Consider the following 17,113-nt stretch of genomic DNA (forward strand, 5'->3'; position numbering starts at 1 on the left):
TTTATGGAAGTTACTTTTTTGGGAACGGGCACTTCGCAAGGTGTACCGGTTATTGCTTGTAATTGTGAAGTGTGTCAGTCTAATGACTTTAAGGATAGTAGGTTGCGCACCTCAATCATGGTCTCTAATGGTGGCAAAAATGTGGTGATTGACAGCGGCCCGGATTTTCGAGCGCAAATGCTTCGCGAAAAAGTACAGTCGCTCGAAGCCATTGTTTTTACACACGAACACAAGGATCACATTGCCGGAACAGATGACGTAAGGGCTTTTAACTTTAAGCAAAAAAAGGACATGGATCTCTACGCCACACCGGCTGTCGAGAAAGCTCTGAAGCGTGAGTTTTACTATGCTTTTGGCGAAAAAAAATATCCCGGTGTTCCGTTGCTCAACATCGTAAACATAGATAAAGAAACCAGTTTTGAAGTTGCTGACTTAACCTTTAAGCCTCTGGAAGTAATGCATTACAAAATGCCTGTTTTGGGGTTTCGGATTGGAGATTTTGCGTACATCACAGATGCGAAAACCATAGCTCCCGAGGAATACGAGAAGCTTCGCGGAGTGAAAGTTTTGGTTTTGAATGCGCTCAGAAAGGAAGAGCACTTGTCGCATTTAAACCTTGAGGAGGCTATTGAAATTGTTAAAGACCTAAAACCAGAAAAGGCTTATTTCACGCACATAAGTCACCTGATGGGCACTCATGAAGAGGTATCCCAAGAGCTTCCAGAAAATATTTCTATTGCTCACGATGGATTGAAGATTTCCGTTTGACTGAAATCTTAATTTTGCCACATGTTGAGTCGCGTGCTTTATTACTGCATTTTACTTCCCGTCAGCTGGTTGCCGATGTGGATTCTTCTGAGAGTTTCGGACGTGTTCTCAGCATTTCTATTTTACATTTTCCCGTATCGGAAAAAGGTTATCGTGACAAATCTGAGAAATTCATTTCCAGAAAAGTCAGACGGAGAAATCCGAAAAATAATGAGGAAGTTCTACACCCATTTTTGCGACCTGCTACTCGAAACAGTAAAGGGTTTTTCGATGTCTTATTCCGAAGCTTCAAAAAGAATGGTTTCCAAAGATCGACAGGTGGTCGACAAATATGCGGAAGCTGGTCGCCATTGTTTGGTTGTCTGTGGGCATTTTGGAAATTGGGAGCTGTTGGTGCTTGCCTCGAAATCGGTAATGAAGGGAACATTACTCGGTATTTACAAAAAGCTCAACGATCCTTTTTTCGAGAGAAAAATGAAGCACATAAGGGGTAGATACGGCACAGCACTGCTCAACACAGAAGAGTTTAAGAATAAGTTCAGAGAGTACTTGAATCACGATGAGCGTTATGTTCTCGCCCTGATAATGGATCAGGCACCGTTCAAAAAGAGGCGTGCGTACTGGACTACTTTTTTAAATCAGGATACGCCTGTGCTTTTCGGACCTGAGCGTTACGCAAAAGAATACGACCTGCCCGTGGTTTATGGCAAGATTGCAAAAGTGAAACGTGGATATTACGAAGTGAGCTTTGAAGATTTAGTTCCAGAACCGCGAGAAACGGAGTATGGTGAAATCACCGAGAAGATGACGCGTAGATTAGAGAAAGATATCATCGATCAGCCAGAACACTGGCTTTGGAGCCACAAGCGCTGGAAGCACACCCGACCTCCGGAGCACGAGCTTAAGCAGTTTACGAGATCGCAAGAGTGATTTTATTAGTGGGTTGGAGTCCCAGAGGGACGACATTCTAATAGCCCATGATTTAAACCCTAGGTTTCGGATGAGTAGTTGTAAGCCAGGTGTCGCAGGTATGGCCGACATCAACGAAAAGACATCAATTTATTTTTTTCGGCCATGTCTACGACATTTTCTTTCATTGGGTGTCCCTAAACCCGAAGGTTGAAACCATCGGCTACGATGTGAATCGTGCCGATGGCACTTTGTTGCTATTTAATTTTGAATTGATGAATGCCATTAGTGGCAGTCGCCACGGACGACTGTGTAGCCGCGGGTTTTAACCCGCGGTTCAATCCAGGTTGTAAGCAAAGTGCCGTAGGTACGACCGACATTTTTGTTACTTCTTCATTTGATTTTCAGTGGTTAAAACCCGAAATTGAAGGGATTAATCTAAGATGTTTGAACTATGGCAAATACCTACCACCAAATCTATGTGCATTCAATTTATGGAGTAAAATACCGTAGTGCATGTATTGGAGAAGACTGGCAAGATCAATTGTTTCACGTAATCGGAAATCTGATCAATGAAACTGGCTGTCAGTCTGTAATAACTAATGGAGTTTCGGACCATGTTCATTCATTATTCGCTCTATCCTCTAAAGTTTCGGTGGCTGAGGTGATGAAGTCAGTCAAAGCAAAATCATCCAAATGGATCAATGAAAATGGATTTCTAGGGTCAAAGTTTGAATGGCAAAAAGGATACGGAGTTTTTTCGCACAGTAAAAATCAATTAAAGGATGTTTACAGTTACATCCAGAATCAGGATGAGCATCATAAGAAGACGAACTTTAGAGACGAATACTTGAGTTTTCTCAAAAGGTATGATGTGGATTTTGACGAGAAATATATTTTTCAGGAACTACAATGAGTTACACAGGCAAATCCATTTTTGACCAATCAGCTCAATGGTTATTGTCGGCCATGTCTACGACATTTTCTTTCATTGGGTGGCCCTAAACCCGATGGTTAAAACCATCGGCTACAATGTGAATCGTGCCGATGGCACTCTCCTTTCATAGGCCAGGACACATTAAAAATGTCACTACGACTCTTCAAAATTGAATCGTTTCCTGTTGGTTAAAAACCATTGACCTCTTCTTTTTTCTTCGGACATTTGCCAGATGGAATCTACACCGCTGGCAGAACGAATGCGTCCCGAATCGCTTGATGATTACCTCGCTCAGGGACATCTCACTGGAAAAACTTCCGTTCTCAGAAAAGTCATCGAGTCGGGAACTGTTCCTTCGATGATCCTATGGGGACCTCCGGGAGTGGGGAAGACCACCCTCGCCACTATCATTTCGCAAACGCTCGACCGACCTTTTTACACCCTAAGCGCGATCAACTCGGGAGTGAAAGACATCCGCGAAGTGATCGATCGGGTCAAAAAACAAGGGATGTTTGGTGGGCACAATGCGATTTTATTTATCGATGAGATTCACCGCTTCAGCAAGTCGCAGCAGGACTCGTTGCTCGGTGCAGTAGAAAAGGGTCTGATCACTTTGATTGGAGCCACTACTGAAAATCCGTCTTTCGAAGTGATTTCGGCACTGCTTTCCAGAAGTCAGGTTTATGTCTTGAAGCCTTTCGGAAAAGACGATCTTCTTCAATTGATCGATAGGGCTATGAAGAAAGACAAGTGGCTTGCTGATTACGATATTACCCTGAAAGAAACCGATGCCCTGCTCAAGCTTTCAGGGGGCGATGCTCGAAAGTTGCTAAACGTTTTTGAGCTTGTGGTGAGTTCAGCAGGAGGGAAGAAGGTGGAGATCAACGACAAAATGGTGCAGGAAGTCGTGCAACAAAACATGTCGATGTACGACAAAACCGGAGAGATGCACTACGATGTGATTTCGGCTTTCATCAAATCGATTCGAGGAAGCGATCCCAATGCTGCAGTTTATTACCTGGCGCGGATGGCTGAAGGTGGAGAAGATCCAAAATTCATTGCTCGCAGAATGCTCATCCTCGCCAGTGAAGACATCGGACTTGCAAATCCAACAGCACTCGTGATGGCCAACACCACCTTCGATGCCGTTTCGAAAATCGGCTGGCCTGAAAGCAGAATCATTCTCTCACAGTGCGCCATCTATCTGGCCACTTCGCCAAAGAGCAACTCAGCTTACGCTGCGATCAACGATGCACAGCAGATCGTCAGACAGACTGGAAACCTCGGCATCCCACTGAACATTCGAAACGCTCCTACTCAGCTGATGCAGGATCTCGGCTATGGCGAAAACTACAAGTACAGCCACAACTATGAGGGGAATTTTAAGGACCAGGAATTTATGCCGGAGGAGCTTTCAGGCAAGAAAATCTATCAGCCGGGCAACAACAAACGAGAAGAAGGATTGCTGGCTTCTCTAAAAGCCATGTGGAAAAATCGCTACCGTTACTAGCGCTTTAGGACTTTTGTCACGAAAGTTTCCGAATCACTTTTCACTCTGACAAAGTAAGTGCCGGTTGGCAATTTGCTTCCGTCAATTGAAATTCGACTGACGTCACCGGGAAGGCATTCGTGACTTGTTTCCGTTGCTACTTTTCTACCAGCAAGGTCAAAGAATTCGACTTCGATGGAATGCGCATTTTCCCATTTCACTGCGACCTGAAATGCGTTTCCAAAAGGATTAGGATAGACAGCTACGCCCTCTTGCAGGTTTAGCTCTGGTACTGAAGTGTCGTTCGGCAGTGATTCGTGAGCGAGCCAAGCATTGGGAATTCCATAGCCGAGCGAATCGTTTGGGTTGGTGAAGTGAGTAGCGCTTTCTTCCAGCGCTCCCAGAATGGTCATGTTGTTTTGTTGATAGTGCGCCTGCCACAGACAAGCTGCAACTCCAGCCAAAATCGGGCTGGAAAAAGAAGTCCCGTTTCCGGTTTGCACACCACCGTCAAAGTTGCAGATCACACTCTGGTAGCCTTGAGAAACAAGGTTTGGTTTCACTCTGCCATCACTCGTGGGTCCAAATGAACTAAAGAAAATGTGTGTACTGTCCGCAGCAACAGCTCCTACAGTGAGGGCACTGTCGGCATCTGCAGGAGCGGTGATGTAGTGCCAATCGGAAGCTCCGCTGTTTCCCGCACTGGTCACCACCAGGATTCCTCTCGATGCTGCAATGTCGGCTGCTCTGGAAATTCGAGTTGTGTTTCCGTCCATGTCAGCGTACGTGTGGTTTTGAGTGGTATCGTCAAAAGTGCTGTAGCCCAGCGAAGAGTTGATGATGTCCACGCCAAGACTATCTGCATATTCGGCAGCAACCACCCAGTTGTCTTCTTCGGTTACATACTCCGAAACAGAGTTTTCCGTGCGCATTAGGTAGTAAGAAGCTTTGGGAGCTGTTCCGATTATTGAGTCGGTGAGAAAACCGGCCATGGTGCTCAACACGTAAGTTCCGTGCGAGCTGCCGTGGTAAACATCGTTGTCGCCATCCACAAAATCGCGAGTGCCGAGCAACCTGTTTTCTTCGTAGAGATCGTCAAAGACAGCCAGGTTGTTGACCTCCGTGAATCCGGCATCCAAAACAGCAATTTGCATTCCCTCACCGCGAAAGCCTGCATCGTGAAGTAAATGTCCGTTGTGCATAGCGATTTGATTAAAAGAAGGTCCGTAATCGCTTTCGGGCCAGGCAAACTGGCAGCTTCTGTTGGATGGCTGCGTTGCGAATTTATCATTAAGACTTTCGTCCACTTCGTCATTCTCCACCATTTTATAACTGCTGATAAAAGGCAGCATGAGAGCTTCTTCCAATCCAGCTTGATCGGTGGCAATGGTAGCCGCATTAAACCATTTTGAATGATGAATAATTTCAACTCCGTCAATCGCTTCCAACTGACTCAGGTAGCTCGGATCCACTGGGAGATCAAGCTCTGTGATAGCGATGTCGTATCGCTCGCGCCTTTCAATGGCGCGCTCCGATAAAAACTCCTCCGGCTGATCGATGGAGTAAGGCGTGTTTTCTTTATCTGTGAAAAACACCAAATATTTTCCCGGCTCCGTCTGCGAAAAAAGGGTGCTTGATGTTAGAAGTAAGAGTAGTGTAAGAGCAGTTGGGATGCGCATGGGGAGAACTTTAAAAAATTAACTATTGCAATTTATAAGTCAGTTTGAAGATCAATTCGAGGGCAAGCCGATTGTCGAGCGGAGTCGAGACATGCAGGTCAGGATGTTTTATAGCTTCAAGAATGAGATCTTATTGAAGATGAACCGAGGTTTTCTCTTGCGGGCACTCTCTCGACTCCGCTCGAGATCCGGCCTACACACCTTCTAAAAACCAATACTTCAAACACCTTAATCTTTCTGACTATCAGACTTGCATTTAATTTTCAATCGTTTCCACGAGTTCGCCTTCTTCATAAATTTCTGTTTTCATCAGGCGGCCCTCTTCATTGAAATATACAAACTCGCCATCAGGTTCACCCATGTAGTATTCGCCTTCCACGCGAACTTGTTGCCCCACTAGCTTTTCTTTCCACTGCATTTCGCTCCCCGGACCTTCTGCCTGGGTTTGCACTTTTTTAAACTCCCCCTGATCGTACCACTCGGTGAACATGCCGTGCTTCTTTCCGTCTTTGTAGCGATACTCACTCTTGGGAATATCGGTAAGATAGTAATCCAGAAAAGTACCGTTCATGTATTGTTTTTTCTTGATTTTGCCATCCTCATAAAGCAGGATCAGTCGAATGCGGCCGTCTTTGTGGTACTCAATCCACTGGCCTTCCTGAATTCCTTTTTCGTAGCGTCCCTCGAGCTGTTTTTGCCCGTTTTCAAAGTAGTAGACAAATTCGCCATCGTACTTGTCGTCCACGCTTTGGCCTTCGATTTTTGGCTTGCCGTTGTCGTAGTACATCGTCCAGCTTCCCTGGCGCTGATCATTTTCGTAAGTCGATTCTTCCAGCAATTCACCGCTTGGGTAGTAGAGTTTCACCGGACCGTGGGCCATGTCGTTTTTATACTGCTCCACACGTACCAGCTTACCATCGCGGTTGTAAAATCTCCATTCGCCTGTTTTCTTCTGGTTCACGTAGCGACCTTCCGATTGGAGCATTCCGTTTCGGTAGTAGGTTTTTCCTTCTACCACTGTGTGACCTTCTACAAACTCGTGACGCGCCATTAGCTCGCCCGATTCGTAGTAGTATTTAAAAACACCAAAGGGTTTGTCGTTCTTGAACTGACCAGAGTAGTAGAGGCTTCCGTCTTCGTAAACCCGGATCCATTCGCCTTGCTTGCCATTGGCATTTTCCACGTTGTAGTCCACACCGGCCTCACCTTCTGGAAGGTCGGGTTGCGCAAAAGCGAGAAGAGAAGTAAAAAGGAAAGAGAGAGTTAAAATCGTTGTTCGCATGTTGTAAAATCAAGTCTCGTAAATTTAAACAAATAAAGGGCAAAGATATTATACAACCAGTACCCGAGGCCGGCAGAAGTTTATTACTTTTGTCCGGCAGGCCATAGGCAAAGCGGACAAGAGTTTAGCTGCCTTTCGGCTGGTTTGAAGATCAATTTTTAATCCATTTTAAAAAACGATAGAAAACATGAAAGTTACAGTAGTTGGAGCGGGAAATGTCGGAGCTACTTGTGCCAATGTTTTGGCCACAAGAGAAGTTGCTAACGAGGTCGTCCTTCTCGATATTAAAGAAGGATTTGCCGAAGGTAAAGCACTCGACATTTGGGAAACTGCACCAATCAATATGTATGACACCCGCACTGTGGGGTCTACCAACGATTATTCAAAAACTGCCGATTCTGATGTGGTTGTTATCACTTCGGGCTTGCCGCGTAAGCCGGGCATGAGCCGCGATGACTTGATCGCCACCAACGCCAATATCGTGAAGAGCGTTACAGAAAACGTGATAAAGCACTCTCCGGATGCCATTTTGATTTGTGTTTCCAACCCATTGGACGTGATGACGTACTGCACTTACCTCACTGCCAAAAAAGACTCAAGCAAAGTATTTGGTATGGCCGGAGTCCTGGACACGGCTCGCTACCGCGCATTCCTGGCAGAGGAGCTCAACGTTTCTCCAAAAGACATTCAGGCAGTGCTCATGGGTGGCCACGGTGACACCATGGTGCCACTACCGCGCTATACTACCGTTGCCGGAATTCCAGTGACAGAAATGATCGAAGAAGAAAAACTTCAGGCGATTGTAGAGCGCACCAAAAAAGGTGGAGGTGAAATCGTAAACCTTCTTGGAACTTCTGCATGGTACGCTCCCGGAGCTGCTGCAGCGCAAATGGTAGAAGCCATTGTGAAAGACCAAAAACGTATCTTCCCTTGCTGCGCATGGTTGGATGGCGAATATGGCCTGAACAACATCTACCTCGGAGTGCCAGTGAAACTCGGTAAAAACGGAATCGAGCAAATCATTCAGCTCGACCTCAATGACGATGAAAAATCACTACTCCTCGAATCTGCCAACTCAGTGAGAGAAGTAATGAACATCCTCGATGACATGGACGTAGTGGAGGCGTAAGGCCGAGCTACTTACTAAGATAAGATTTGAGAGCCACAGTCTGTCATCCTGAACTCGTTTCAGGATCTGCACTGTGGCTTTTTTTATTCCCTAATTTTGGGCGTTACTCTCGCGGGTCGGGCTTTCCGTTTCAATCTTTATTGCTCCTTCCACGCGTAGAGCTATCTGATGGAAGCAATAAAAGGATTTCCACTGCAATCCCTAACGCAATCAGCGTTGGGTTTCAAAGCCTTCGTAATTTTCACTCAACTCATTTGCTGCGGGCTTCTTCTGATTTAATTTACTGGTTTACAAGTTTTTATTCGTCATGGGTATTTAAAAGTTGTACCTTTTGTCAAATCCAGTAAAAGGAGAAATTTCCTTTTACTGAATTAACCGAAATCAAATGACCAAGCCAAAAAACAAATTGTCAGATCAATACATTATTGGAGTCGGTGCGTCTGCCGGAGGTCTGGAGGCGATTTATAAACTCTTTAACTCCCCATCACCCAAGAACACTTCCTTCATTATCATTCAACACCTCCCACCTCATTACAAGAGTAATACCTCTGAGTTGCTCGCCAAGCATAGTGGTCAAAAGGTTATTGAAGTGAAAAATGACATGAGCATACAGCCCGGAACTATCTATGTGATGAGTGAGAAAAAGAATGTTGTCATCAAAAATGGGACAATAATTTTAGAGGATTCTAAAGAACCGCATAACAATGTGATAGACTTATTTTTTAGCTCCATAGCCCAAGACTATGGAGCTAAGAGCATAGGAGTCATTCTTTCAGGATCCAACGAAGATGGGACCAAAGGTTCGGATGCCATCAAACAGGCAGGGGGATGTGTAATTGCCCAGGACCCCGGAACAACTTTCTTTGGAAATATGCCCGCGAGTATCATAACTTCGGGCTATGCCGATGTGGTTGTAGCTCCTGAGTTCATAATGAAAGAAATAAAAGAGTACCTGAATCATAAAGCTCTGTACAGCCAATTCACTGATAACAACGAAAAGGACCTTCTTGAGGTAATCTCGCTTATTAAGGATCATTCGTCTCTCAATTTCGCAGATTACAAGCGGACCACTTTAGTGAGAAGGATTATCAAGAAAATGAATGCCGGAAAATTTGACTCTCTGCCAAAGTACATTGAATTTTTGAAGGAGAAACCAGATGAAGTCAAAGCGCTTGCCAAGGAGTTTTTAATAAGCGTTACAAGCTTTTTCAGGGACATTGAACCTTTTGAAATATTACAGGAAACCCTGCCAGAGGTTATTAAAAACAAAGAACCGGATGCTCCCTTGAAGGTGTGGTCTATTGGATGTGCCACAGGGGAAGAGGCTTATTCCCTTGCGATGGTAATTGACGAATTTCTCACTGAAAAGAAGAAGAGCATAGAGGTTAAAATTTTTGCCACAGATGTGGACCATGAAGCTTTGGCTGTGGGCTCAAAAGGAATTTATCCAAAAAGCATTGAAAAGGACATTTCTTCCGGAAGGCTTAGCAAGTATTTTGATAAGGAAGATGGCAAATACAAGGTAAAGGAACGCTTGAGGCAAATGCTAATTTTTGCAGAACACGATATTACCAAGCATCCGCCTTATTATAAGCTGGATATCATTTCCTGCCGCAATTTGCTTATTTACCTAAATCCTTTTCTTCAGAAAAAAGTACTGAGTACGCTGCACTTTTGCCTCAATGATGGCGGTTACCTGCACTTAGGACCGAGTGAAAGCTTAGGAAATGTGAAAGGGAGTTTTAAAGAGATAAGTAAGAAATGGAAAATCTTTAAGAACGTTAAACCCACAAGCTTTTTGGAGAACGGCACCTATTCACCGCCATCTTATACCCGGCAAGCTCCAAGGCCTGTACCAGCCGAGAAGCCCGAAAGAAATGAAATGCAAAATCATTTGTATTCCGTCTTAAACAATGAGCTCTTAAGTGAGTTGAACTACGCTGGAGTGTGCGTAGACGAGGATTTTAAGATTGTTAAAGCCCTGGGGGATTATAAGAAATACCTTCTGCCTGAGATGTTCAATTTCGAGTTGCTCGAGCTATTGCCACGTGAACTTTCAATAGCTACATCAAGCAGTATGAAGAGAGCTGTCAAAGAAAAGAAAGAAATTGTTTTGAAGCAGGTCAAGTTCTCCAGAGACAAAAAGGCATATTCAGTAGACATTATCGTAAAAGTTCTACCTGAAACCAAAAATTCAGGAAAGCTGCTCCTTGTTCTTTATAAAGATCGCAAAGTGGTAAAGAAAAGCTCGAAACAAAAGGAGCAGGAGGTGTTCGATGAGTCTTTATTTGCTGAAAGGTATGTGACTGAATTGGAAGAGGAGCTCAAAGAAGCGCGCCAGAAACTGGAAGAGGCTGAGGATTCTTTGAAAGTGAGTGTGGATAATGCGCAGGCTTACAACGAAGAACTCATTTCAAACAACGAAGAACTACAGAGCACCAACGAAGAAGTGCAATCTATTAACGAAGAACTTCAAACGGTCAACAATGACAATCAGCAGAAAATGAAACAGTTGAGCGACCTGAACGATGAGCTCAATAATTACTTCAGAAGTACAACCAACAGCCAGCTGTATGTCGACAGGAATTTAATCATCAGAAAATTCACTCCAACCGCATTCAAGCAGATCAACTTGAAAGAATCTGACATTGGCCGACCGCTCCACGACATTTCATCCAATATCAAGTTCACAACACTGATCTCCGATATAGAGGAAGTTATGGCTACTTCGAATCGCTATGACGGTGAAGTGCAAACATTGAATGACCAATGGTATCAAATGAGCATAAACCCGTATGTGAGGAAGAAGGGTAATAAGACTGATGGGGTAGTGATCACTTTCAACGACATTACTGAACTGAAGAAAACCCAGGAAATTCTCACCAGAATCATTCACGACCACGATACCTTTATCCATTCCGTATCACACGACCTAAGAGGAGAAGTTGGAAACCTTTTATTGTCCAGTAAGCATTTGTATCAAAATTTTGATCAAATGAATAATGATGAGGTAAAGAATATCGGAAGCTTTGTTTATAGATCAGCCCAGGGGCTAGTGAATGTTATAAATGACCTAACCGATATTGCTTTGACAGAAAAGGAAATTCGAGAAGAGCATTCTCAAGACATAAGCGTGAAAACCCTGTTGAAGGAGATTAAAACCACATTGAGTGATCAATTGAAAGAATCGAAAGCAGTTCTTAAAACCGACTTTGAAGTAGATAAAATTAACTTCATGCGGAAAAACCTGAGAAGTGTTATTCTTAACCTCTTGTCTAATGCCATAAAGTACAGATCTCCCGACAGGAGGCTGGAAGTTGTGGTTCGGACTAGGGAAGTAGAAGGTTATATCACGTTATCTGTCACAGACAACGGAATTGGAATAAAAGAAGACAAGTTGAGGGATATTTTTTCGAAGTATAAACGTGTTCACGGAAAACAACCCCAGAACATTGAAGGTGCCGGCATAGGAATGTATCTTGTAAAAAGGAGGATGGAAATTGCAAAGGGCAAAATTGAAGTATCAAGCGAACCAAAAGTCGGTACTACTTTCACAGCTTCATTCCCGAAAAATTAGAGTTATAGAGTAAGCCTGTCCAATGCACGGCAGTCCTGCTTGTCGCTTTGGATTATTTTCTTTGTTCTATTCGAGTTGTTGCGGATTGCAAATCCTGTGCAGCCGACTTTCCCTTTCAATCTTTATTGCTCCTTCCACGCGCAGAGCTATCTGATGGAAGCAATAAAGGATTTCCACTGCAGTCCCTAACGCGGATCGAAAGTGTGAAACAGAGTGGTGAGGTCTGATTGAAATTCTGACTAAATTTTCAACTACATTTTGAAAAACAATCTCTGTTTCCCCATTTGTGAAGGATTCGGAAGGACTCGATAGACCGGCAAATTAAGATCTCTACAGTTGGTTTAATTCTGTCTGGCAACCACGCTAAATTCCCGGATAACGGTCTCTAAGCAGATATGAGGTACTCGTTGTGTAGGTCGTTTTTAAAGAAAGAGAACTGATTGTGTAGTGAGTTTCTCTTTAGATTTTAGTAGGTGCTATACATTTAACTCTGTCTAGGTTTAAGCCTTGGCTCTGCAGTACAAACTTAATGCAGAAAATACTTTTTTTAGAATTCTTGATTCCAAATTTTTAACCAACTATAATACTTTAACCTCATGCTTACTAAATCTCTCCAGCGGCTTGTTGGAATGACTCTTTTTGTTGTTCTGATTTATCCTGCTTTCTCAACAGCACAAACTTACAATCAGGTAGAATTCAACTCTGGACTTACGGAGGATGTGATCGCCAACGGGATTGGCACACCTTCATCTTCAACTACAAACGATATTGACGGAGGTGATTACGTCTACATTTCAGAAGACTATCAACTGGATGCCGGTGACGCACCGCTTGGTTTTGGACTTCCTTCAAATGGAATAATTGAAAGTCCAACGGAAACTGGAATGGATTTTCAAATGTCGCCCTTTGCCACGCCTTATGCTGGTAACAACTCTATGAGGCTGGAAGCCAATGGAGCTACAGGAACTCTTGATTTTGCGGATCTAAACCCGGCAGAGAGTGTTCACTTTTTGGTAATGTCTGGTGGCGGAAGCGGTAGCCTTACCGGGACGATCCAATTCCTGGATGGTTCCTCTCAGGCAATTCCTTCTACAAGTATTCCAGATTGGTACAACGGAACCTCCCTACCCACTGCAGTTAGTGGAATTGGTCGGGTAAATCTCGCTAGCGAAGATGTGGATAATCCGTTCAACAACCCACGGGTTTATGAGTTATCAATAGCCATTGCAGCAGTAAATCAGAACAAGATAATAACCAGCGTGGATTTCGAAAAAGATTCATCTGGAGGCGTTGTGAATGTTTTCGCAATGAGCTACAAAGAAACTCCTTCTTGTGTGGCACCGTCCGACCTTTCAGTGAGTGATGTAACTCCAACTTCTGCCGAAGTGAGCTGGTCTGCGGCTGTGGGGCAGAGTAGCTGGGAGTATGTAGTGCAGCCCGCTGGCACGGGCCAGCCTACTGAAGCCGGGACATCTACAACTGAGAATCCACTCAGTTTGTCAAACCTCGACTCAGATGTCGACTACGAAGTTTACTTGAGAGCTGATTGCGATGCGAATGGCTTCAGCGAATGGATAGGACCAGTGAACTTTTCAACTCCGGCACAAATTGGCTGCGATCAGGGTGTTTACAATTACACTTATTGCTATGCCAACAACGAAAACACTTCTTTCCGTTATATGTCCGATAATGGGACAGCATTAACCCTCTTCTTTAATGCTGGGTCGATGGAAGAAAGTTTTGGCACGCAGACTTACGATGACCTTGTTATTTATGATGGCTCGGACAACAGTGGAACTGTACTCTACAACAGCGATGTGGACAGTGAAGAACTTGCAGGAATGGAATTTGAAGCTTCGTCAGGTAGCATCTACATTACCCTCACTTCAGATTTCACTAACTCCTGCGCAACAGGTCAGCAAACAGAATTGGATTATGAGGTTTACTGCTCAGAGTCGACAGCGGCATGTGTTCGCGTTGATGACTTATCTGTTTCAGATGTTGGTGCTCTTTCTGCTCAGATTGGGTGGACTGCAACAGAAGGACAAACAGACTGGGAAGTTGTAGTTCAACCTGCCGGAACAGGTGAGCCAACTGAGGCTGGAACGCCAACTATGGACAATCCTTTCACAGCATCTGATCTTGATTCTGAAACGGAGTATGAAGTTTACGTGAGAGCCAATTGTGGTGCAGATGGATACAGCTTCTGGGAAGGGCCAGTCGGGTTTACAACGACCATTGCCTGCCCAGCGCCAACTAATCTGAGCGTGTCGGATGTAACTCCTACAAGTGCTCAATTGCATTGGGAGGGCACACCCGACCAAACCGAATGGGAAGTAGCCGTACAACCGCAAGGATCAGGCGTACCTACCGAGGCAGATGTAACTCTTCCGGCAGAATCTTTTGTTACTGGAATAGATCCGGGCGTTACATATGAGTTTTACGTTCGCGGAAACTGTGGAGTAGATCTCGGGTTGAGCGACTGGGCCGGACCTTTTGTGTTCGGTGGTTATGCAGCTATGGAAATTACAGCAGGTCTTTCAGACGATGTTATCGCCAATGGAGTTGGTGATCCAAATACTACTACTACAAACGATATTGATGGGGGCAATTATGTCTACATGTCAGAAGATTATCAGGAACAAGCTGGTGACCCACTGCAAGGATTTGGATTGCCAGCCAACGGAGTTCTGAATAGTCCGAACACACCAGGACTGATTTTCCACATGTCTCCGGAAGCTACTCCTTATGAAGGAAACAACTCATTGAGAATTGCGACAACCGGAAACAGTGGACTTTTAGAGTTTAACAACGATCAACCCGCTCAGACGGTATTCCTGGCCGGGGTCTCAGGAAATGGCAGTGCCAGTCTTAACGGTACCATCAATTTTGCAGATGGCACAACCCAACCGATTCAAACTACCCTTGTACCGGATTGGTATTTTCAAAATTCTCAGCCAATCATTATTCAGGGTATGGGTAGGTTAAACCTTAATAACAACAATGTAGAAAGTGACCCGAATAACCCGAGAGTCTATCAATTAGAGATTCCTATCAACCCGGAGAATCAGACCAAGGTAATTGAGAGCATGGAGATTGTAAAAGAGTCTGGAAACGGTGTGATGAACATCTTCGCAGCTAGTCTTTGCTTTACGCCAACATGCATCATTCCTGGTGAACCAGTAGTTTCTGATATAGCTCCTTTTTCAGCTACCATCGACTGGACAGCTCCCGAAGGACAGGACGCCTGGGAAATCGCAATCGTTGAGTCTGGCGCAGAGATTCCGGGTGCCGGTGTATCAGTAGCTGATGTTACTTACGATGCTACCGAACTCGATGATAATACTACCTATGATGTTTATATCCGAACTTCCTGTGGTGCTAGTTTTAGCAATTGGGTTGGGCCTGTAGAGTTTACGACTCCAATTGCTTGTGAAATGCCGACCAACCTTTCAGCAACAAACATTCAGGCCACGAGTGCCGACCTTTCATGGACAGGTACAGAAGGCCATACAGAATGGGAAGTAGTTGTGCAGCTCGAAGGAACTGGAGGGCCCACCGAAGCTGGTTCGCCAGCAGCCACTGAATCGTTCGATGCCGATGGACTGTCGAGCGGAGCCATTTACGAATTCTACGTTCGCGGATATTGCGGAGAAGAATTTGGCTGGAGCGATTGGGCAGGACCATACACTTTTGGTGGATACACTGTCCTGGAAGTGACTTCAGGTTTTTCTGATGATGTGATTGCAAATGGAGTTGGAACACCTGACTCAACAACTACAAACGACCTCGATGGCGTGAGTTATGCTTATTTCTCTGAAGACTATCAGCAACAGGAGGGAGATGCGTTTCTGGGGCTGGGACTTCCTGCAGATGGAATGCTAACCAGCCCGAATGTTCCCGGCCTGACTTATCAAATGTCACCATTTGCCGATCCTTACGAAGGAAACAACTCTTTGAGAATTGAAACAGCCGGAAATGGCGGCACATTGCAGATTGCCAATGCATCACCTGCTCAGACAATCTATTTGGCGGGTGTTTCCGGAAGTGGTAATGCGTTTATCACAGGATCGATCAACTTTACAGACGGCACATCGCAGGCCATTGAATCGTCAATCATCCCCGATTGGTTCAATTCTAATGACCAGCCAGTAATTATTTCTGGTATCGGTCGAATTAGCCTGGCAGATTATGTTGTTCAAACTCCTTTTAACAACCCGAGAATTTATCAGCTTACAGTTGATGTAGCCACGGGCAACCAGTCCAAAACAATTGAAAGCATCGATATTGTAAAAGACTCAGGTGGTGGAGTGGTAAATATTTTTGCTGTCAGCATGCGTTTTGCCGAAGGCTGCTTTGGCCCTGGTGAAGTGTCAGTTTCTGAAGTGACTTCATCCTCTGCGGAAATTTCCTGGTCAGTTCAAGATGGACAGACCGATTGGGAAATTGCAGTAGTGCCTTCTGGATATCCAGTCCCTGAAAACGGAACCCCGGTTTCTGAACCATTTTACTCTGCCATGGGACTGGACGCTGAAGTTGCGTACGATGTCTATGTGAGAACAAATTGCGGAGATGGATTTAGCGAATGGATAGGTCCGGTTTCTTTCACCACACTGGCTGAAGTAGACTGTGTTGAGCTTGGAGCCAATATAGGAGATGCGTGTGATGATGGAAATCCCGATACAGAAAATGATGTGGTCACAGAAGATTGCGGTTGCGAGGGAACTCCTATTGTTTCAGGCTGTTCAGCAGACCTGGATGGCAATCAGGTAGTCAGTACCAGCGACTTGCTAATTTTGGTGGGCGACTTCGGTTGCACTTCAAACTGTGATGCAGATATTTCAGGAGATGATATGGTCGATGCGACCGATCTCCTCGATTTCTTAAGTCAATTTGGATCAATTTGCGATTAATTAGTTAAGGTGATAATTGTTCGAAAAAAGGCTGTCCAAACACGTTGTGAGGACAGCCTTTTTTTATTCCCTGATTTTGGGCGTTACCCTCGCGGGTCGGGCTTTTCGTTTCAATCTTTATTGCTCCCCACGCGCACAAAAGCAATCCCATCAATAAAGGATTTCCACTGCAATCCCTAACGCAGATTGAGGTGCTATTCAAAGTGAGTGCTACCCGTTGAAACATCTTTCAAAGGAAGAGAAGGCTTCAGGCTTCCGCCAGCAATGCTAAAGTGCGATTGACAATCGTTGGAGCTCAAAAGATCAGTTTGCTTTCAATATATTTGGAAAAGCACGAACTAAAATACGAGCTACTCGAAAACCTAACTATTGATAAGCACTTCGAAAAATGTGCGCACGTGGGCAGGAAAGATTTCCACAAAAACACAAG

General features: G+C 44.6%; 9 protein-coding genes. 7 read left to right on the forward strand and 2 right to left on the reverse strand.

Going from position 1 to position 17,113, the window contains the following annotated elements; all coding sequences use genetic code 11:
• The first annotated feature begins 3 nt into the window (after positions 1 to 3).
• From ABHV44_RS12050 to ABHV44_RS12065, 4 genes are all read left to right on the forward strand, one after another.
• The gene (locus tag ABHV44_RS12050) at positions 4 to 768 is read left to right on the forward strand and encodes an MBL fold metallo-hydrolase (protein ID WP_459074943.1); all 765 of its coding nucleotides are present in this window, start codon (positions 4 to 6) and stop codon (positions 766 to 768) included.
• A gap of 21 nt (positions 769 to 789) precedes the next feature.
• Entirely contained in the window at positions 790 to 1,698 is a 909-nt protein-coding gene (locus ABHV44_RS12055; RefSeq protein ID WP_459074944.1) for a lysophospholipid acyltransferase family protein, read from the forward strand.
• Positions 1,699 to 2,131: 433 nt separating this feature from the next.
• The gene (tnpA, locus tag ABHV44_RS12060; RefSeq protein WP_459074945.1) at positions 2,132 to 2,593 is read left to right on the forward strand and encodes an IS200/IS605 family transposase; all 462 of its coding nucleotides are present in this window, start codon (positions 2,132 to 2,134) and stop codon (positions 2,591 to 2,593) included.
• Between the two features lie 253 nt (positions 2,594 to 2,846).
• Positions 2,847 to 4,124, forward strand: coding sequence for a replication-associated recombination protein A (locus ABHV44_RS12065; protein WP_459074946.1), 1,278 nt, complete (start codon positions 2,847 to 2,849; stop codon positions 4,122 to 4,124).
• Here ABHV44_RS12065 and ABHV44_RS12070 read toward each other — a convergent pair.
• The gene (locus ABHV44_RS12070) at positions 4,121 to 5,782 is read right to left on the reverse strand and encodes a S8 family serine peptidase (RefSeq protein ID WP_459074947.1); all 1,662 of its coding nucleotides are present in this window, start codon (positions 5,780 to 5,782) and stop codon (positions 4,121 to 4,123) included. The two genes, ABHV44_RS12065 and ABHV44_RS12070, sit on opposite strands and share 4 nt — an antisense overlap.
• 256 nt (positions 5,783 to 6,038) lie before the next feature.
• Positions 6,039 to 7,064: a toxin-antitoxin system YwqK family antitoxin gene (locus tag ABHV44_RS12075; RefSeq protein ID WP_459074948.1), complete on the reverse strand. Its 1,026-nt coding sequence runs from the start codon at positions 7,062 to 7,064 to the stop codon at positions 6,039 to 6,041.
• A 187-nt stretch (positions 7,065 to 7,251) separates the two neighbouring features.
• Here ABHV44_RS12075 and mdh point away from each other — a divergent pair, with 187 nt between their 5' ends.
• From mdh to ABHV44_RS12090, 3 genes are all read left to right on the forward strand, one after another.
• The gene (gene mdh, locus ABHV44_RS12080; protein WP_459074949.1) at positions 7,252 to 8,193 is read left to right on the forward strand and encodes a malate dehydrogenase; all 942 of its coding nucleotides are present in this window, start codon (positions 7,252 to 7,254) and stop codon (positions 8,191 to 8,193) included.
• A 385-nt stretch (positions 8,194 to 8,578) separates the two neighbouring features.
• Positions 8,579 to 11,770, forward strand: coding sequence for a CheR family methyltransferase (locus tag ABHV44_RS12085; protein ID WP_459074950.1), 3,192 nt, complete (start codon positions 8,579 to 8,581; stop codon positions 11,768 to 11,770).
• A gap of 596 nt (positions 11,771 to 12,366) precedes the next feature.
• Positions 12,367 to 16,683, forward strand: coding sequence for a fibronectin type III domain-containing protein (locus tag ABHV44_RS12090; protein WP_459074951.1), 4,317 nt, complete (start codon positions 12,367 to 12,369; stop codon positions 16,681 to 16,683).
• Positions 16,684 to 17,113 lie beyond the last annotated feature (430 nt).

This window comes from Halocola ammonii (assembly GCF_049334165.1).
GTDB lineage: Bacteria > Bacteroidota > Bacteroidia > Flavobacteriales_D > Sanyastnellaceae > JBEGHD01.